The organism is Janibacter sp. HTCC2649 (assembly GCF_000152705.1).
Taxonomy (GTDB): Bacteria; Actinomycetota; Actinomycetes; order Actinomycetales; family Dermatophilaceae; genus Knoellia.
Map to the genome: position 1 here is coordinate 3,357,035 of NZ_CH672413.1, position 18,132 is coordinate 3,375,166.

General features: G+C 69.3%; 15 protein-coding genes and 1 tRNA gene. 6 read left to right on the plus strand and 10 right to left on the minus strand.

All coding sequences use genetic code 11. The features are described from left to right. Positions 1 to 6 precede the first annotated feature (6 nt). Together JNB_RS16105 and JNB_RS16110 are read right to left on the minus strand one after the other, a co-directional pair. The gene (locus JNB_RS16105) at positions 7 to 2,187 is read right to left on the minus strand and encodes an alpha/beta hydrolase (RefSeq protein ID WP_009777578.1); all 2,181 of its coding nucleotides are present in this window, start codon (positions 2,185 to 2,187) and stop codon (positions 7 to 9) included. Positions 2,188 to 2,191: 4 nt separating this feature from the next. Then, positions 2,192 to 3,304, minus strand: coding sequence for a class I SAM-dependent methyltransferase (locus JNB_RS16110; protein WP_009777579.1), 1,113 nt, complete (start codon positions 3,302 to 3,304; stop codon positions 2,192 to 2,194). Positions 3,305 to 3,436: 132 nt separating this feature from the next. Here JNB_RS16110 and JNB_RS16115 point away from each other — a divergent pair, with 132 nt between their 5' ends. From JNB_RS16115 to JNB_RS22240, 5 genes are all read left to right on the plus strand, one after another. Beyond that, entirely contained in the window at positions 3,437 to 6,175 is a 2,739-nt protein-coding gene (locus JNB_RS16115; protein WP_158306148.1) for a LuxR family transcriptional regulator, read from the plus strand. 79 nt (positions 6,176 to 6,254) lie between these two features. Beyond that, positions 6,255 to 8,006 (plus strand): serine/threonine-protein kinase, encoded by a 1,752-nt coding sequence (locus JNB_RS16120; protein ID WP_009777581.1) that lies wholly within the window; start codon positions 6,255 to 6,257, stop codon positions 8,004 to 8,006. After that, entirely contained in the window at positions 8,003 to 9,457 is a 1,455-nt protein-coding gene (locus JNB_RS16125; protein WP_148232477.1) for a threonine/serine exporter ThrE family protein, read from the plus strand. The genes JNB_RS16120 and JNB_RS16125 overlap by 4 nt, the downstream gene beginning before the upstream one ends. Positions 9,458 to 9,603: 146 nt before the next feature. Further along, entirely contained in the window at positions 9,604 to 10,299 is a 696-nt protein-coding gene (locus JNB_RS22235) for a transglycosylase family protein (protein WP_009777583.1), read from the plus strand. 137 nt (positions 10,300 to 10,436) lie between these two features. After that, complete coding sequence (locus tag JNB_RS22240) at positions 10,437 to 11,126, plus strand: transglycosylase family protein (protein ID WP_009777584.1); 690 nt, start codon at positions 10,437 to 10,439, stop codon at positions 11,124 to 11,126. A 24-nt stretch (positions 11,127 to 11,150) separates the two neighbouring features. Here JNB_RS22240 and JNB_RS16140 read toward each other — a convergent pair whose 3' ends face one another. The 4 genes from JNB_RS16140 to JNB_RS16155 all read right to left on the minus strand — a co-directional run bounded on the left by JNB_RS16140 (position 11,151) and on the right by JNB_RS16155 (position 12,912). Then, positions 11,151 to 11,522 carry a VOC family protein gene (locus tag JNB_RS16140; protein WP_009777585.1) on the minus strand — a complete coding sequence of 124 codons (372 nt, stop codon included), beginning with the start codon at positions 11,520 to 11,522 and terminating at the stop codon, positions 11,151 to 11,153. 90 nt (positions 11,523 to 11,612) lie between these two features. Then, a complete protein-coding gene (locus JNB_RS16145; protein WP_009777586.1) occupies positions 11,613 to 11,861 on the minus strand; it encodes an acyl-CoA-binding protein in 249 nt (82 codons plus the stop codon). 298 nt (positions 11,862 to 12,159) lie between these two features. Beyond that, complete coding sequence (locus JNB_RS16150; protein WP_009777587.1) at positions 12,160 to 12,492, minus strand: putative quinol monooxygenase; 333 nt, start codon at positions 12,490 to 12,492, stop codon at positions 12,160 to 12,162. 347 nt (positions 12,493 to 12,839) lie between these two features. Continuing rightward, positions 12,840 to 12,912: transfer RNA gene (locus tag JNB_RS16155), tRNA-Thr, on the minus strand. A 244-nt stretch (positions 12,913 to 13,156) separates the two neighbouring features. On the opposite strand from JNB_RS16155, the gene JNB_RS16160 reads away from it, so the two are divergent. After that, a complete protein-coding gene (locus JNB_RS16160) occupies positions 13,157 to 14,500 on the plus strand; it encodes a nitrate/nitrite transporter (RefSeq protein ID WP_009777588.1) in 1,344 nt (447 codons plus the stop codon). A gap of 42 nt (positions 14,501 to 14,542) precedes the next feature. Here JNB_RS16160 and JNB_RS16165 read toward each other — a convergent pair whose 3' ends face one another. The 4 genes from JNB_RS16165 to JNB_RS16180 form a co-directional block, all read right to left on the minus strand. Continuing rightward, positions 14,543 to 15,100, minus strand: a complete 558-nt coding sequence (locus JNB_RS16165; RefSeq protein ID WP_148232478.1) for a hypothetical protein — start codon at positions 15,098 to 15,100, stop codon at positions 14,543 to 14,545. Positions 15,101 to 15,384: 284 nt separating this feature from the next. Next, positions 15,385 to 16,545: an acyl-CoA dehydrogenase family protein gene (locus tag JNB_RS16170; RefSeq protein ID WP_009777590.1), complete on the minus strand. Its 1,161-nt coding sequence runs from the start codon at positions 16,543 to 16,545 to the stop codon at positions 15,385 to 15,387. A 46-nt stretch (positions 16,546 to 16,591) separates the two neighbouring features. Further along, positions 16,592 to 17,422 carry an SGNH/GDSL hydrolase family protein gene (locus JNB_RS16175; protein WP_009777591.1) on the minus strand — a complete coding sequence of 277 codons (831 nt, stop codon included), beginning with the start codon at positions 17,420 to 17,422 and terminating at the stop codon, positions 16,592 to 16,594. After that, positions 17,419 to 18,096, minus strand: coding sequence for a uracil-DNA glycosylase (locus JNB_RS16180; protein ID WP_009777592.1), 678 nt, complete (start codon positions 18,094 to 18,096; stop codon positions 17,419 to 17,421). Before JNB_RS16180 ends, JNB_RS16175 begins: the two co-directional genes overlap by 4 nt. Positions 18,097 to 18,132 lie beyond the last annotated feature (36 nt).

Genomic DNA, 18,132 nt, shown 5'->3' on the forward strand with positions numbered 1-18,132 from the left:
GGCGCGTCAGAGCAGGTCGGCCAGGAGGGCGGCTGCCCGCGCAGCACCGTCGGTCTCGACGGCCCGATAGTCGACGTCGCGTCCGAGCTCCTTGACGAGCATCGCGGCGAGGGCGTTCGGGTCGGTGGCCAACCCGTAGTCGACGCACGTCCCGGCGCGGTACTGCTCGAGGCGGTGCCTCACGTGGAAGTTCTGCTCGAAGTGGTGCCGCAGCGGCACGTAGAGGAACGGCTTGCGCAGCGCCGTGAGCTCCATGCACGTCGTGAGCCCGCCCTGGGTGAGTGCGACGTCGCACGCCGCAAGGTGGTCGGTGAGGTCGGGGAGGAACCCGTGCACCTCGGCCCCGGCAACGGCTGGGAGTGACGCCGGGTCGATCCGCGGCCCTGTGACGATGACGAACCTCAGCTCGGGCACGGACTGCCGTGCGAGTGGGACCGCGTCCAAAACCCTTCTCAGCAGCGGCAATCCGACGCCCGAACCACCGACGGAGACGACGCAGATCTTCTCGTCCAAGTGGTGGCCGAGCCGCGGCCGGAGCCCCTCGACGTCCTTGACCGACGCATCGAACCCCGTGACATATCCGGCGAAGTCGAACTCGCCCTCCGTCCACTCGCGGATGGCCGGCAGCCCCGGCCCGAACGCATCGGCGACGACATCAGCGGGGTTCCCCACGAAGATCGACCGGTCGCGCAGCCCGCGGAACCTCGCCCGGTGCTCGATCATCTCGGCGTTGAGGTCAGCCGTGAGTGCGGCCTCCTCCTCCCCGCCGTCAGGCATCGGCAGCCATCCCACGAAGTCGGTGAACCACGCATAGCGCGCCCGCTTCAGCTCGGGGTTCTCGTGCAGGAAGTAGTCGACGTCCCAGGCTTCGTCCCCGATGACGAGGTCGAACGGCTCGCGCTCCATCAGCTCGTCGAAGACCATGAAGTTGTTGATGAGGATCTCGTCCATCCGACGCACCGCCCGGAACGCGTGCAGGTCGTGTTCGCCGCACTCCGACTCGATGTGGCCCGACTCGTTCGCGAGGTGCGCTGACGCGGGGTGGATCGTCTCGCCCCTGGCCGCGAGCACCCGCGTCACCGGGTCCTGAGCCAGCCACTCGATCTCGAGGTCGGGGTGCAGCAGCCGCAGCTCATCGGCGATGGCAACGTCCCGGCGCGCATGCCCCAGCCCGATGGGCGACGAGATGTAGAGGGCGCGCTTGCGCCGCGATGTGGCACGGACGTGGGTATGCCGGGTACCGCCTTCCGATTCGTCCTCCGGTCGCGACGTGAACCGTTCGGCGAAGCGTCGGATCTCGTGGTTGACGAAGACAGGGTCCCTGGCCAGCGGCCCGTGTCCGGCGCCCTCGACGACGATGAGGTTGCCACCGGTGAGTTCGGCGAGCCGCTCGCCGTACTGCAACCCTCGGACGTGGTCGTCGGATCCGTGGAGCACCGTCACCGGCTGCGTGACTCGGGCGCACAACGCCTCGATGTCCGAGCACACCGCCCCGTCACACCCGATGCGCCCGGCGGTCGTGTCGGCCAAGGTCTGCGGCGAGATCTGGTGCCCCCACGCGACGGCGTCCTCGATCTGCTTCGTCGAGTGCGGCTCACTGAACATCTGCGAGAAGAAGAACCGCACGAAGTCGCCGTAGTCGCCGTCGAGCCAGTAGTGCTTGTTGTACTTGTTCCACCCGTTGGCGTTCGGCAGGGGCTGGTCCCAGGGCACGTGGTCGCGGTTGGGGTCATCGATGGAGAAGCCGCACGACGGGGCGATGGCGAAGATCCCGAGCACGCGCTCGGGCCAGCTCGTCGCCACGTGCACCGACCAGCTGGCGCCGCACGACAGTGCCACGAGGACAGCCCGATCCACGTCTGCCGCATCCATCACGGCAACGGCGTCGGCGGCATACTCCTCGTTCGTGTATGCCGCGGCGCCCGTCGGGTGGCCGGAGGCGCCGCTCCCGCGACCGTCGAACGTGACGACCCGGAAGTGACGAGCCAGGTAGCCCACCTGCGCCTTCCAGATCCGCGACGGGACGATCGACCAGGTCGGCATCAGCAGCAGCGTCGGCGACGCCGTCCCGAAGGACTCCCAGGCGAGGTCCACACCGTCGCGCGAGGTGACGCCGGACCGGTCGGGGCGGCGGGCCCGGCTGGCCGGGTCCGCCGCGTCACCGACGCGAGTGCTGGTCAGTGACACGTGGTCACTTCCTGATCTCGAAGACGTTGTTGAACGGCGTCGTGGCCGCGATCCGGAAGCTGCTGAAGCCAGCGGTGGTCACGATGTCGCGGATGCGGGCCGGCCCTGCCTGGGTGCCGATCGCGAGACCAACGTCCTGGGACAGGGATCCCGGAGTGCAGAGCAGCGTGGAGAAGCCATAGTAGGCCCGCCCGACGGGGTTGAGATTGTCCTCGACGCGGTCGCCGGCGACCGGTTCGACGACCATCCAGGTGCCGTCGGAAGCCAACGCGTCGTGGACCCGACGGGCCGCACCGACCGGGTCTCCCATGTCGTGCAGGGCGTCGAACGTGGTGACGAGGTCGTAGCCCGACCCGCCGAGCGCAGTGGCCGATGTCGACTCCCATGTGATGCGCACACCGACCCCAGCCTCGGCAGCGCGCTCGCGGGCCACGTCGAGCGAGGCACCGTGCGCGTCCGATCCGACGAAGGTCGTCGACGGGTAGGCCTGCGCCATGAGGATCGTCGACGCGCCGTGGCCGCAGCCGAGGTCATGGACCTTGGCGCCGCCCTCGAGCTTGGCGACGACGCCGTCGAGGGCGGGCAGCCATTCGCCCACGAGGTTCGCGGCGTAGCCCGGACGGAAGAAGCGCTCGCACCCGATGTGGACGTCGGAGTTGTGCTCGCCCCAGCCGAGTCCGTCGCCGTCGCGGGCCAGGTCGAAGATTCGATCCGCGTCGCGGACCGTGCCGAACGCGATCTGGAAGAACCCCGGAAGGTATGCCGGGCTGCTCGGGTCCGTGAGTGCCATCGCGTGCTCGGCCGGCAGCGTGTAGGTGAGTGACGACGGGTCGTAGGTCACGAAGCCTCCCGCAGCCTGCGCGTTGAGCCACTCGGCGGCATACCTCTCGCCGGTTCCGGTACGGCGCGCGAGCTCCGATGCGACGAGAGGTCCGTGGTCGGCAAGGGCCTGGTAGTAGCCGAGCCGGTCGCCCATGACGACGAGGGCGCAGTTGAGGGTGGCGCCCACCTCGTCGACGGCCCGGAAGACGAAGCCCATGAGCTTGTCCATGTCGATGGGCGGGGTGGCGGCGTCAGCCGTCGTGGTGTTGGTGGACGTGGTGGTGTCGGTGCTCATGGCGATCTCCTGAGATGGGTGCCGTGACCCCTGTCATGGCGTCGGATCGAGGTTCGTCGGGGGAGCGGTGTCGTCGCATCCGGGCCCCCACCTAGTCCTTGCGCCCGGCCCTAGCATCGAGGGGTCATGTTGATGGGCCGGGTTGACGAGCAGCGCACCCTCGATGCGCTGATGTCCGGTGCCCGGGTGGGTCGCAGCGGGGTGCTCGTCCTCAGCGGTGACGCGGGCATCGGCAAGAGCGCCCTGCTGTCCTATGCGAGGTCGCGCGCCGACGGGTTCAAGGTGCTGACCGGGGTCGGGACCGCCTCCGAGCACGACCTGCCGTTCGCCGGGTTGGCGCGCGTGCTGCAGCCACTCTTGGGTGCCATCGACGACCTGCCCGAGCCGCAGGCCCACGCGTTGGGCGTCGCTCTGGCCATGAGGACCGAGGGTGTCGCTGACAGGTTTGCGGTGTCCGCCGCGGCGCTCACTCTCGTGACCCGAGCGGCCGAATCGGGGCCGCTGGCACTGGTGGTCGACGATGCCCACCTGCTCGACACACCCTCGGCCCAGGCCCTGGCGTTCGTGGCCCGGCGGGTGCTCGTCGACGCGGTCGTCGTGCTCGTCGCTGTCCGACCACGGGAGAGCGAGATCTGGGCCGGCCTGCCCACGCTCGACGTCGGACCGCTCGACGCGGAGGCTGCCGATCGGCTCGTCGACGAGGCAGCTCCCGGCCTGCTCACGGCAGAGCAGCGCCGACGCCTCATGGCGATGAGTGCCGGCAACCCTCTCGCCATCCGGGCTCTGGCCCAGGAGCCCGAGGGACTGACCGGTGTGGCCTTCGGTCAGACCGTCACCGTGCCGGTCGTCGTCGCGGATGCGTTCTCTCGCAGGACTGCTGGGCTCTCTCCCAAGGAACTGCGGGTGCTCCAGATGGCCGTCATCGCTGACGGGGACGTGCCCACGATCGGTGCCGCATGCGTGGCGGCAGGCCTCGACCTGGCGGGCCTGGCGCGCGCGGAGGACCTCGGCATCGTCACGGTGTCGCCCTATCGCGTCGAGTTCACGCACCCTCTCGTCGCATCGGCGGTCTACGCCACTATCCCGGCAGGCGAGCGTCGGCGGCTCCACACCCTGGTCGCCGACTCGCTCTCGCCGGGCGATCGCGACCGTCGTGCCTGGCACCGGAGCGAGGCGGCGCTGGGGCTCGATGACGCGGTGGCGCGCGAACTCGACGACGTGGGGGCTCGTGCGTCTGCGCGCGGTGCCTTCGCTGTTGCCTCTTCGGCGCACGAGCGGGCCGCCACGTTGTCCGAGGATGCGGCCTCGCGCGCTCGCCGCTTCTTCGCTGCAGGTGAGGCGGCGTGGCTGGCCGGTGAGGACGCCCGCGCACCCGCGCTCCTCGACGAGGCGGCCCGCCACGCACCGGACGCCGGCCAGCGAGCCCGTGCCCACGCCATGGCCGGGCAGGTCGCGGCCCGCGGTGGATCGCTCACGCAAGCGCGCGACCTGCTGCTCTCGGCGGCCGGGGACGCCGAAAGCGACGCGCCGGACGAGGCCATGCTCATGTATGCCGCTGCGGTCGACGCCTGCTTCTATCTCCTGGACTCGGGCAGTGCACGTGCGGTCGCCGAGCGACTCTCGGACCTGGGAGCTCGCACCGGCGGCGACCCGTCCCGTCGGGCTGCGGCGGTCGCCGCGATCGCCGTTGGCATGGCACGTGTGATCGCCGGGGAACCGGGGATGCAGGAGCTGCGCGCTGGAGTGGACGCTCTGGCCATCCGACAGGACCCCAGTCCCTTCTATGCGGATTTCGCCGTCGCCGGACTGCTCTATCTGCGCGAGGTCGGGGCCAGCAGGGACCTGCTCCGCGAGACGATCGAGACGCGTCGCCGGAACTCCGAGCTCGGTCAGCTGCCGCACCTGCTCTTCCACCTCGCCCGCGGCGATGCGACGACGGACCGGTGGGCGTGGGCCGAAGCGGGCTACAGCGAGGCCGTCGGTCTGGCGCGCGAGTTCGGCCAGCTCACCGAGCTCGGTGCGTCGCTGGCCGGTCTGGCGGCGTTGTACTCCCGCCAGGGGCGGGTCGAGGAGTGCCACCAGCACGCTGCCGAAGCCGTCCGGGTCGGGGAGGGGCGAGATCTCAACCTTGCTGCCGCGTGGGCCGACTTCGCCCGCGCCGAGCTCGAGCTGTCGCTCGGCGAGGTCGACTCGGCGATCGAGGGATTCACGGCTCTCGAGCAGCGGCTCGACGACCTCGGCGTGGGCGACCCGGACCTGTCGTCGGGGCCGGAGCTGGTCGAGGCCCTGCTGCGCAAGGGCAACCGGGCTCGGGCCACTGAGGTCCAGGTGGCGTTCCAGGCACGTGCTCGGCACAAGGGCCTGCCGTGGTCACTGGCCAGGGCGGCGAGGGCGACCGCCCTCCTCGGGTCGGACGACGAGATCGACGATCTCTTCGGCCTCGCCCTGACTCTGCACGGTGACGGTCACGGGGAGGGCGACGACGCCTTCGAGCGAGCCCGAACCCTCATGCTCCACGGTGCCCGGTTGCGGCGGGCCCGTCGACGGGTGGATGCGAGGGTGCCGCTGCAGCAGGCCCGGGCCACGTTCGACGCCCTCGGTGCCCGCCGCTGGTCCGACGTGGTCTCCGCGGAGCTGGAAGCGACGGGTCTGACGGCTCGCGCTCGCACGGCGGGACCAGTGGTTGACCTGACCGCTCGTGAGCTGCAGATCGCCGAGCTCCTGGCCGAGGGCCGCACCACTCGGGAGACCGCCGCGGCGCTCTTCCTCAGCCCGAAGACGGTCGAGTACCACCTTCGTCACATCTACACCAAGCTCGACATCACCTCGCGGGCGGAGCTGAAGGATCACCTCGGAGCCGTAACCACCTGAGTCACATCAGCCACACCAGTCACACCTGGTTCGGCGATTCGGACAGGTTTCTCGCAGGCTCACGGCATACCGTGTCTGCATGACTGCCGAAATCCTTGACGACTCGGGTGGGAGGGACGGCCTCCCCGAGCACTCGCTGCTCGGGTCCTACCGTCTCGTCCAGCGACTCGGCGAGGGTGGCATGGGTGTCGTCCACCTCGGACTCGACCGCCACGGCAAGGCCGTCGCGATCAAGGTGCTGCGACCACACGTCGCGCATGACCCCGCAGCCCGCGCTCGACTGACGCGCGAGGTCGAGACCCTGCGCCGGATTCGCAGCCCTCGCGTCGCCCCGGTCATCGACGCCGACGTCGATGGGGAGCGGCCCTTCATCGTGACGCGCTACGTTCCCGGCCCGCCGCTGGACGAGGTCGTCAGTGCTCATGGGCCGATGGGTCCCGATGACCTCCACCGCCTCGGGCGCGGCCTCGCCGAAGCGCTTGACGTCATCCACGCCAGCGACGTCATCCACCGTGACCTCAAACCGGGCAATGTCCTCATCGTCGACGGCGATCCCGTCGTCATCGACTTCGGCATCGCCCACGTCGCCGACGACATCCGCCTCACCATGACCGGCCTCGTCATGGGTACGCCCGGCTACCTTGCACCCGAGGTCGTCGAGGGTTCTCCCGTGTCGACCGCAACCGACTGGTGGGGTTGGGCGGCCACCCTTGCGTATGCCGCGTCGGGACGTCCGCCCTTCGGTCGCGGTCCGATGGACGCCGTTCTCACCCGCGTCACCACCGGTGAGCCCGACCTCGCGGGCGTCGACAAGCGCATCGCGCCCCTGCTGTATGCCGCTCTCGCTCCCGTTCCTCAGGACCGCCCGCACCAGCGCGAGGTCGTGGCGGCTCTCGAGAAGTATGCCCACGGCGGCCTTGTCACCGACATCATCAAGGTGCGCCGTCCGACGCCACCCACCCAGGCGTTGGCGATGCCCCGAACCGCCGTGCTTCCCTTGTCCCGCAACCGGACTCAGCCCTCTCGCCCAGCAGTCGCTCCCGCCGTGATGCCAGCCGTCGTGCCCTTGGTGGCGCAGCGTCCCACCCCGGCGGAGGCGCTCTTCGGCCCCCCGCTCGGTGCGCCGCAGGTGGCGCCGGAACGACAACTGGAGCACCCGGCATACCCTCCGCAGGAACCCGGCCAGAACGACTGGGACGCCGCCAGGGACGGCCAGCCACTGATCGACCCGCGCATCGGTCGGCAGAGCCGCAGTGGCACGGTCGCCGCCCTGCTCGCCGTGCTCGTCGCGACAGCAGCCACCGCCCCAGTCGTGGCCGCGATCGGGCTGCTCGTGTGGATCGTGCTCGCGCGCACTGCCGACCGTTCGGTGACCTCCCTGATCATGCGCAGGCACGACAAGGGGCGGCGTCGCAGTGACATTCCGGTCGCGGTGGTGGCCAGCCCGTGGCACTTCCTGGTGGGCGTCATCAGCTCGCTGTTCGGCGCGATCATGCCGGCGCTCATGGCCGTGTCGGGTGTGTTCTGTGCGGCGCTGGCCGTCGTCGCCATCCAAGGGACTGGGTCGCCGGAGCCCGATGCTCTCGCACCCCTCGCCGTGGGTGGCCTCCTCGCCGGGCTGATGGCGTGGTGGGGCCCGGGTGGCGCCAGCCTGCGCCGCGGCACCCGCAGCATCGTTCGGGGGGTGAGTCCCGGCCCGAGCGTGAGTCGCGTCCTCGTCCTCCTCCTGCTCGTCGGCGCGGTCGCCGTGGCGGCAGCGGGTGTCGTCAACGGCCAGCCGTCGTGGTGGCCGACCGGGACCTCGTGGGCCGACCAGCTCAACCTGCCGTGAGCGACGCAGACCGTCGCCGCCGGGCCTGGCGCCTGCAGGGCGGGCCTCCGACCGAGCCCATGCCGCTCGTCGACCTCCTGCGACGCACCCCTTATCGCAACGCCCGGGTCGCCATCGAGGCCGCGGAAGAGGCGCGCGTGCGCGAGGCCCTCGACCTTGCCGTGCGCCTTGGTGAGCTCATGTTGCGCTCCGGCGCCGGGGCACCCCAGGTCGAAGGGTCTGTCGCCGCGGTGTGCGCCGCGGCCGGGCTGACCAATGTCGAGATCGACATCACGCTGCAGTCGTTGCTCGTCCACGCGCGCGTCGACGCCGTGCACGCGGTGACGGAGCTGCGGGTCGTGCGCTCGACGCGCCACGACTACGCCCGGCTGGTGGCGGTGCACGAGCTGGTCGACGCGTTCGTCAGCGGCCACATCGAGCTTCCGGAAGCCGTCGAGCAGCTGCGCGACATCAAGCGTGCTCGGCGCATCTGGCCCGACTGGTCGGTGACGGCGGCGACGGCGGGGCTCGCTGCGGCTGTGGCCGTGATGATCGGGGCAACGCTCTTCACTGCTGCGATCACGGTCCTCGTGGTCCTCGCTGTGTCGGCCGTCTCGCGATTGATGCAGCCCATCCATCTGCCCGACTTCTACTCGAACGCCGTGAGCGCCTTCATCGCGACGGTGCTCGCCTGGGTGGCGTATGCCTTGGGTGCCCAGGGATGGATTCCGTTGGGGGGCAAGGACTTTGCCTTCATCGTGGCCGGCGGCATCGTTGCCTTGCTTCCGGGGCGGACCATGGCTTCCGCGGTCGAGGACGTCATCTCTGGCTATGCGGTGACCGGCGCCGGACGGCTGCTCGCCGTCATGGTGTCGCTCACCGGAATCATCATCGGCGTCGCGGTGGCGCTGGGCACGACGATCCGGCTCACCGAAGCGCTGTCGTTCACCTTCGTCTCACCGTCGGTGCTCGACCTGCGCACGACCCAGGCGGAATGGTGGGCATCGGTCATTGGTGTCTTCATCGTGGGTGCCTGCGGGTCCATGACGATGCAGACCTTGCGCCGGTTGGTGCTGCCGACCGCGGCTCTGGCCGTGGGCGCAGGAAGTGTGTATGCCGTGCTGACTCGCCTTTTCGATGTGGGCGCCGTGACGGCGACGGGGCTGGCCGCCGTCACGCTCGGTCTGGTGGGCCGGCTCGTGGCCCTGCGTCTGGGTGCGCCGGCCATGGTGGTCGTCGTGCCTGCGAGCTTTGGGCTGCTGCCCGGTCTGACGATCTTCCGCGGCCTCTATGAGCTCGTCGGCCAGAACGCCACGGACATCGGGACGCTCTCCTTCCAGGCCGGTGTCGCGACCCTGCTCGGCGCGGCCGGTGTCCTGCTCGCCATCGCCACGGGGACGACCCTCGGCGAGATCATCGCTTCGCCCTGGGATCGTCGCGTGGCCCGGGTGCGCCGGCGTGCCCGCGTCTGAGGTGTTGAGGGCGCCCGGACTGGGCGGAAGTTTCACAGATTTGTGAATATCCGTGATCTTCTTGTGACCTTTGGTGATCGAGGCTACCTTCGAGGCTTGGCCCGAACCCCCTGTTGGGTCACCCCTCACCGCAAGGACCCCTGCCGATGTTCTACAGCCCGAAGCACGCTGCCCCGAAGTCAGCCCCTGTTCGTCGTCGCCTGGCAGGTGTCGCCGTGACCTCCGTGGCCGCCGTGGGTGGCGCCACCGCAATGGCCCAGTCCGCCTCCGCGGGCGGAACCGTCTGGGACCGAGTCGCCGCCTGCGAGAGCGGTGGCAACTGGGCGATCAACACCGGCAACGGCTACTACGGCGGGCTGCAGTTCTCCTACTCGACGTGGAAGGGCTTCGGCGGTCAGCGCTACGCCACCACCGCGAACAAGGCCTCGAAGGGCCAGCAGATCGAGATCGCCCAGAAGGTCCTCAAGACCCAGGGCCCGGGCGCCTGGCCGGTCTGCAGCAAGCGCGCCGGGCTGACCAGGGAGAACGGCGCGGCCGTGGCCACGCCCGCCGCCGAGGTTCCGGTCTCGCGCGACACGGTTCGTCCGGGGTTGCTCGCGGTCGACGGACGCAAGGGTCCGGCGACCCGGCGCGCGATCGAGTCGTGGATCGGTGGGTCCGTCAACGGCTCGCTCAGCAAGGCCGACACCCGCCTCCTCGAGAAGAAGGTCGGCGGCACCGTCAACGGTGGGTTCAACCGCTCGGACGTCCGCAAGCTCCAGAAGCTCGTGGGCGCCACGGCTGACGGATCGTGGGGTCCGAAGACCACCGCAGCCCTGCAGCGTCACCTCAACGCGCGCTGATCGCGACACGCCGTGCGGCGTCCTTGCGTGACAGGTGGTGTTGAAGTTACAGTTGTGTAGTTATGTGACAGGATTGAAATCTGTGACTGATGTGACGTAGCGTCCTTTGTCGTCCCCTGACGCAAAGGACTTCGGTCATGCTCTTCGCCCCTGAATTCCCCTCCCGCCCGACTCGACGCCGGCCCCTGCGCCGCGCAGTCGTCGGCACCGCGCTCCTTGCCACGACCGCGTCAGCGGCCGTCTTCGGTCTGGCGACCGGCGCCGGGGCGGCCGAGAACGTCTGGGACCGCGTGGCCATCTGCGAGAGCGGTGGGAACTGGTCGATCAACACCGGCAACGGCTACTACGGCGGGCTGCAGTTCTCGTACTCGACGTGGAAGGCCTTTGGCGGCCAGACCTACGCGACCACTGCGAATCTCGCGTCGAAGTCGCAGCAGATCCTCATCGCCCAGAAGGTCCTCAAGGTCCAGGGCCCCGGTGCGTGGCCGGTCTGCAGCGTCCGTGCAGGGCTCACCCTGTCGAACGGGCTCGCCGTTCCCGTCTCCCGCGACACCACCCGGACCCTCTTCCCTCTCGTCGTCGATGGTCAGAAGGGACCTGGCACGCGCAAGGCCGTGGAGACGTGGGTCGGCGGATCGATCGATGCCATCTGGTCGCGCGACGACGTCAAGAAGCTTCAGGGCAAGGTCGGGTCGACGCAGGACGGCTCCATCGGACCGAAGACGACGAAGGCCCTCCAGGCCAAGGTCGGCGCCGAGCAGGACGGCTCGTGGGGTCCCAAGACCACCGCGGCGCTGCAGGGCTACCTCAACCGCGTCTTCGACTGAGTTCGCGAGTTCAGATGTTCTCGATCAGCCGCGGTCGGGGAGTTGTTGCAACGTCCACTGGTTGCCGTCGGCGTCGCTGAAGTCGACGAAGCGCCCCCAGGCAAGGTCCTTGACATCAGTGCACTCGACGCCCCGCCCGCGCAGGTAGTCGCAGGCGGCGTCGGCATCGGCGACAACGATTTGGATGTGCTGGGTCTGCCCAGCAGGCAGCATGTCCAGGCCCGTGCCGAAGCAGAACGAACATGCCGACCCCTGTGGCGTGACCTGCACGAAGCGCAGCCCCTCCATGGGCGTCTGGTCGTGGTCGACCGTCCAGCCGACCTTCCTGCCGTAGAAGTCCACGGCAGCATCAACGTCACTGACGCTGATGGGCACGAGCTCGATCCGGAAGTCCATGACGCGTCCTCCCGCAGTCGCCCGAGCCGGTCTCGAGCTCTCCAGCGACGCTAGCGGGCGTTCCGGTCAGTTTCAGGACACCCGGAACGATCAGGACAGGCGAGAAACCTCGGCGATGTAGTCGGCCTCGGCCTGCTCGCTCGAGGTGCCCGAGAGCTTGGCCCACGCGTCGTACTTGGCGCGGCCGACCGGGTTCGTGAAACCGGGGCGCTTGCCGTCGGCGTCACCACCTGTCGCCTGCTTGTAGAGCGCGTAGAGGCGCAGCTTGGTGTCGTTGCCGGGGTCCTTGGTGAGGTCCGCGACCGACGCGACGGCCTGTTCAAACTGGTTGCTTGCCATGTCCGTCAGGCTATCGCTGAGCGCGCCCACTGCGTGTGATCAGCCACCAGGCATGACGCGTGACCACTGGCCCGGCGGGCCATATTGCTTCTTCTCCTTGCCGCACCGACGACACTGTTCGTAGTTGGCGTCCGGCCCGCTCGCTTCGTGGTTGACGTGATGCTCCCAAACGTGCCGGCCCAACAGGCAGAGCGCTCGCTTCATCGCGCACCTCCCAAAAGGATGGGTTCCCGTCAGTGTCCTGCGGTGATGCGCTGAAGGCAAGGGGTAACGGGCTTGGCCAGTCGGTTCGCGGCGGTCAGGACTCGAGGGGCGTGATCTCACCCATCGGTCCGAAGCCGGTGACCTCCTCGGCATCGACATAGATGATCTGTGGCTGTGCCGAAACGATTGCCGGCATCTCAGCCATGAACGTGGCGACGTGGTCCTGGCTCATGTGCTCGCCACCGGCTGCAGAGTCACGGAATCCTTCGATGCACACGAAGGTGTTCGGCTCGGTGAGGCTGCGGGACAACTCGAAGAAGACGCATCCCGGCTCCTCGTTGACGGCGCTCGCGTAGAACGACGACAGCTCGTCCCACCGCTCAAAGCGGTCCTCGCGGATCGGAAACTTCACGGTGATGAGGATCATCTGTTGCCCTCCAAGGCATCGAGTGGGGAACTGTGAGGTGGACGACTCGCGTCAGGTAGCAGCCTTTCACCGATCAGGCACACCCTGCAGGTCGCTGACGCCGAGGAGCGACAGTCCTCATCGGGTGTCATCGTCGGGACGGGAACCGGTGCGACGGGATGGTGCCTCTCGCTGCAGCAGCTTCAGGCACCCCAGCTCGCCCTGCCGCGACGGCATCGAGAGCGATCGGCCTACCCTCGTGTAGGGGCAGTCCGTGTCCATTCCCCCATCCGACCGCAGGCTGGCGACGGTCCGTAGGCGACCCGGCGGCCGACCGAACGTCCACTCGGAACGGCCTTCGGGCCTTGAGCTGGCGAAGGGACTTGAACCCTCAACCCCCTGTTTACAAGACAGGTGCGCTACCAATTGCGCCACGCCAGCGCGCGTCGGCGAGCTCTCACCCCCGACGGCGACCCGAACTTTACCTGTCGCTGGCCGTCGTGCCCTCATCGTCAGCCCGGCCAGCACTGCAGGTCTCACTGGTCCATGTCGTTACCGCTGATCCGTGGCCCTGCAGCGGCATGGATCAGCGAGAACGCCATGGGCGACCCGGCCAACCGCGGGCCGGCGGCCGGGGCGCGGACGGGGGCGGACGGCATACCCCGTCCGTCCCTAGAATTGAGCGGTGACGCGACCCCTACGACGCCAGATCCACGACATCGGGCGACGTCGTGCGTGGACGATCTGGGTCGTCGCGCTCGCGGTCTACACGGTCGCGATCTTCCACCGCACCTCCCTTGGCGTCGCGGGACTCGTTGCGGCCGAACGCTTTGACATCACCGCGTCCCAGCTCGCGACGTTCACGGTCCTCCAACTCGTCGTGTATGCCGGGATGCAGATTCCCGTGGGCGTCCTCCTCGACCGCTTCGGGTCGCGTCGCCTGCTGCTCGTCGGGCTCACGCTCATGACGGCCGGACAGCTGTGGTTCGCCTTCGCGGACAGCTACGCGATGGGGCTTGCGGCGCGCGTCCTGCTCGGCATCGGCGACGCCATGATCTTCACGAGCATGCTGCGGCTGGTCGCGTTGTGGTTCCGGGTCAAGCAGGCGCCGATCATCACGCAACTGAGCGGCATGGTCGGGCAGCTGGGTGCGGTTGCCGCGGCCACGCCGCTGGCGCTTGCTCTCGATCGTTGGGGCTGGGAGCGGTCCTTCTCGATCACCGCAGGCTCCGGCGCCCTGCTCCTCGTCGCCCTCTTCTTCGTCGTCAAGGACTCGCCCTACACCGGTGAGGCCGTCGAGAAGATCAAGGTGCGTGCCCTCGCCCGAACCCTCGGCGAGGTGTGGGGCAACCCCGGCACGCGCCTGGGCATGTGGATTCACTTCACCGGTCAGTTCGGTGCCACGGTGTTCACGATGCTGTGGGGCTACCCGTTCCTCGTCGAAGGGCAAGGGCTCAGCCCGGCCGTCGCCGGCGGGCTCCTCATCACGCTCACCCTCTCGTCGATGGTCGCGGGGCCGATCATCGGCCACCTCACCGGGCGCCTGCCCTACCGCCGCTCGCAGATCGTCCTGTGCATCGTGGCCGCCATCGTCACCGTGTGGGCCGTCGTCCTCCTCTGGCCCGGTCGCGCCCCGTTGCCGCTGCTCGTCCTGCTCGTGTGCGTCATGGCGTTCGGCGGGCCGGGCTCGATGGTCGGCTTCGACCTCGCCCGCAGCTTCCACCCCTCCGACCGGTTGGGTCGGGCGACGGGCGTCATCAACATCGGTGGCTTCTTTGCCTCGCTCGTGACGATGGCCCTCATCGGGCTGATCCTCGACCACCGCGCGCCGGGCGGTCCGGGAACCTACACGCTCGACGACTTCAAGGTCGCGATGTCGGTGCAGTTCCTGCTCTGGGGCCTGGGCTCAGTGCAGATCTGGCGCTACCGCCACAAGGGTTTGTCGTTCGTCGACGAACACCCGGGCGCCCTGGATGCGCTGCGAGCCGGCGACACGTTGCTGCCCGGCATCTCGCGCGATCCCGACTGATCCGCGCAATCCCCAGGTGCCGCGGTGGCGACCACTGGCGTGTCACGGGGCTCCGACCCACCACGTGACGGCCACGGCGAGGCAGAACAGCAGCAGCGACAGGCCCCAGGCACATTGTCCGCGGCGCAGGTCGCGCCTCGCCCCGACGACCCTGCGCAGGTAGCGGTGGGCATTCGCCTGGTCACCAAGCAGCTCCGTGAGCCAGGTCGGGCCGTTCGCGGCGTTGACGAGGAGGAAGAGGCCCACGAGGGCGCTGGCCAACGACGCCGCCAGCAGGAACATCAGCAGGCTGCGGGTGTCGCCGGTGTACTTCATGAAGCCCTCGCCCGGCTTGATCGCGAGGCTCGCGAGGATCAGGGTGAACGTCGCTCCGATCCCGTTGCGCCACCCATCGGCGCGCTTGCGGACCGCCTCGAGCATGGCCTTCGCCTCCTCCGAGGTGGGGCGGGTCTGCTGGGGCGTCAGCCCGCCTCCCGCGGGGGCTGCTCCAGCCACTGGCGCGTCGCGGTCGACACCGTCCCGCGCGAGCGCCGCGTTGATCTCGTCCTTCAGTTTGGCGACGGATTGATCAGCTCTGTCGCCCTTCGCGCTCCCTGTCACGGTCACCACTCCCCATGGAGTCAGTGGCGGCTCCCTCCGAGCCGCCGAAACATTTCAGGTTATCCACCGGCGCACGTCTCGCAGCGATTTCGACGTGCACTGGCCACGTGCTTGTTGCGTGTCGGTCACCGGCTGGGCCGGGTCAGCCACCTATGAAGAGGTGACCGGGCCGTGTATGAGACGGCCCGGTCTGACATTTCCGGGGGATTCGCGAGTCGAGATAGACCAACACGCTGCTCCCACGCGGCGCGAGACCGCTTGTTGGTCTATCTCGACTCGGTCGGTCAGCGCAGGATGTGGCGGCTGATGACGAGCCGCTGGATCTGGTTGGTGCCCTCGAAGATCTGGGTCACCTTTGCCTCGCGGAACATGCGCTCCACCGGGAAGTCCTGCGTGTATCCCGCGCCGCCGAGCACCTGCACCGCATCCGTCGTCACCTTCATCGCCGCGTCGGTGGCGAGCAGCTTGGCCACTGCCGCCTCCTTCGAGAACGGGCGTCCGGCGTCCTTGAGGCGCGCGGCATACAGGTAGGCCGCCCGTGCCCCCGAGACCGCAGCCTCCATGTCGGCGATCATGAACGCGAGTCCCTGGTTGGCCGCGATCGCGCGCCCGAACTGCTGCCGTTCCTTGGCGTAGGCCGCGGCCGCGTCGAGCGCCGACTGCGCCAATCCCGTTGCGCCGGAAGCGATTCCGAGCCGACCGGCGTCCAGTGCGGACAGTGCGATGGCCATGCCCTGGCCCTCGTCGCCGATGCGGTTGGCCTCCTCGACGGGCACACCGTCGTAGATGACCTCGCGCACCGTGTCGCAGTGCAGGCCCATCTTCTTCTCCGGCGCACCGAAGGTCATCGCGTCCGACCCGGCCGGGACGATGAAGCACGAGAGGCCGCGCCCGCCGTCATCGGAGGTGCGCGCAAACGTCGTGTAGTAGTCGGCGTGACCGGCGTGCGAGATCCAGGCCTTGCGGCCCTTGATGGCGTATGCCGCGTTGTCACCGTCGCGCGTCGCTCGCGTGGTCATTGAGCCGACATCAGAACCGGCGAGCGGCTCGGAGAGGGCGTAGGCGCCGAGCTGGTCACCCGAGAGCATCCCGGGCAGGAGGGCAGTCTGCTGCTCCGGTGTCCCGAACGTCGTCACCGGATAGGCGGTGAGCGAGTGCACGGAGACCCCGACCGCGACGCTCATCCATGCCGAGGCGATCTCCTCGACCACCTGGAGGTAGACCTCGTAGGGCTGCCCGCCGCCACCGTGCTCCTCGGGGTGGGGGAGGGACAGCAGTCCGGCCCGACCCAGGGTGCGGAAGATCTCGGTGGGGAACTGCTCGTCCGTCGCCGCCGCGCGTTCGGCCTCGTCAACGCGCGGTCGCAGCTCCTTGTCGCAGATCTCGCGGGTGAGCTCGATGAGATCGTGACCCTCATCGGTGGGCAGAAGGCGATTGACCGGCATACGCGCGACTGTAACGCGAGCGGCAGGGAGCCGAAGGCGCGCAGGGTCAGGTGCCGGGCCCCTCGTCGAACGGCCGCATCGGCGCGAGGTTCGGCCGCTTCGGCTCGACCGTGTCGCCGCTGGACTCGCCCTTCATGCGGCGCTGGACCCAGGGCGCCAGGTGCTCGCGGGCCCAGGCAGCGTGTGCGCGGAGCTCTTGGCGCTTGGTCGTGGCCTCGCCGGGAGGCAGCGGGCTGCGCCAGTCCTCTTCGTCGGTCGCGTGTCCGAGGGCGGTCAGTGCGGCGAGCGCCACGCGACGGTGGCCCTCGGTGGTGAGGTGGATGCGATCGTCGGCCCAGAGGCGCCAGTCGCGCAGCGCCGGCAGCCCCCACAGGTTGAGGACGTAGCAGCCGTGACGCTGGGCGATGGTGAAGATGTTGGCCGTGTGGATCGCGTGGCGACCGCGCAACGGCTTGAGGAGTCCGGCCTCCTGCGGGTCCACCGGGGTGGCCAGCAGGACGTCAGCACCACTCTGCCGCACCCGAATCACGGCATCCTCGAGCGTCTCCATGAGCGCGTTGGTGTCCGCGCCCGGTCGGAGGAGGTCGTTGCCACCGCCGACGAGGGAGACGAGGTCGGGTGACATCTCCAGGGCGCGGTCGAGCTGGGGTCCGACGACGTCTGCGAGCAGGCGACCGCGCACCGCCAGGTTGGCGTAGCGGAAGGACAGGTGCTCCATCTGGGCGAGGTCGCTCAGCGACTCGGCCAGACGGTCCGCCCAGCCGATGTAGGCGTTGTCGTACTCGGGGTCGGGGTCCGACATGCCCTCGGTGAACGAGTCGCCGATCGCGACGTAGCTGCTCCAGACGCGCGGGGCGTTCGGCGGCGAGGGGGTCACGGCAGTCTCCAGTCGAGTGGCTCGGCGCCCTGGCGGACGAGCAGGTCGTTGACCTGGCTGAACGGTCGCGAACCGAAGAACCCGGACCGCGCCGACAGGGGAGAGGGGTGGGCGCTCTCCACACACGGTATGTCCTCGAGCCGAGGCCGTAGCGACCGGGCATCGCGGCCCCAGAGGATGCCCACGAGCGGCCCGCCTCGGTGGACGAGGGCGTCGATGGCGCAGTCGGTGACCTGCTCCCAGCCCTTGCCGCGATGGCTGGCGGAGGCCCCGGGCCGGACGGTGAGGACGCGGTTGAGGAGGAGGACGCCGCGCTCGGCCCACGGCGTGAGGTCGCCGGTGGTCGGAGCGGGTACGCCGAGGTCGGACTGCATCTCCGTGTAGATGTTGACGAGGCTGCGCGGGATGGGCCGCACGTCGGGGGCGACCGCAAAGCTCAGGCCGATGGGGTGTCCGGGCGTCGGGTAGGGGTCCTGGCCGACGATGAGCACGCGCACGTCGTCGAGGGGCTGCTCGAAGGCCCGCAGGATGTGGGCGCCGCCCGGCAGGTAGCCGCGCCCCGCCGCCACCTCGCCCCGGAGGAACTCCCCGAGCTCGGTCAGGGTCGACTCCACCGGCGCCAGGGCCTGCGCCCACGAGGGGTGGACGAGCTCGGTCAGCGGTCGAGTGGTCACCTCCCCAACCTAAGGCCTCGACTTCGTGCCCCATAC

Excerpts from the sequence above, each read along its gene's own strand:
- JNB_RS16110 (WP_009777579.1), bottom strand. The coding sequence starts at position 3,304 with ATGAGCACCGACACCACCACGTCCACCAACACCACGACGGCTGACGCC.
- JNB_RS16150 (WP_009777587.1), bottom strand. The coding sequence starts at position 12,492 with ATGATCCTCATCACCGTGAAGTTTCCGATCCGCGAGGACCGCTTTGAG.
- JNB_RS16115 (WP_158306148.1), top strand. The coding sequence starts at position 3,437 with ATGGGCCGGGTTGACGAGCAGCGCACCCTCGATGCGCTGATGTCCGGT.
- JNB_RS22240 (WP_009777584.1), top strand. The coding sequence starts at position 10,437 with ATGCTCTTCGCCCCTGAATTCCCCTCCCGCCCGACTCGACGCCGGCCC.
- JNB_RS22235 (WP_009777583.1), top strand. The coding sequence starts at position 9,604 with ATGTTCTACAGCCCGAAGCACGCTGCCCCGAAGTCAGCCCCTGTTCGT.
- JNB_RS16120 (WP_009777581.1), top strand. The coding sequence starts at position 6,255 with ATGACTGCCGAAATCCTTGACGACTCGGGTGGGAGGGACGGCCTCCCC.
- JNB_RS16140 (WP_009777585.1), bottom strand. The coding sequence starts at position 11,522 with ATGGACTTCCGGATCGAGCTCGTGCCCATCAGCGTCAGTGACGTTGAT.
- JNB_RS16170 (WP_009777590.1), bottom strand. The coding sequence starts at position 16,545 with ATGCCGGTCAATCGCCTTCTGCCCACCGATGAGGGTCACGATCTCATC.
- JNB_RS16145 (WP_009777586.1), bottom strand. The coding sequence starts at position 11,861 with ATGGCAAGCAACCAGTTTGAACAGGCCGTCGCGTCGGTCGCGGACCTC.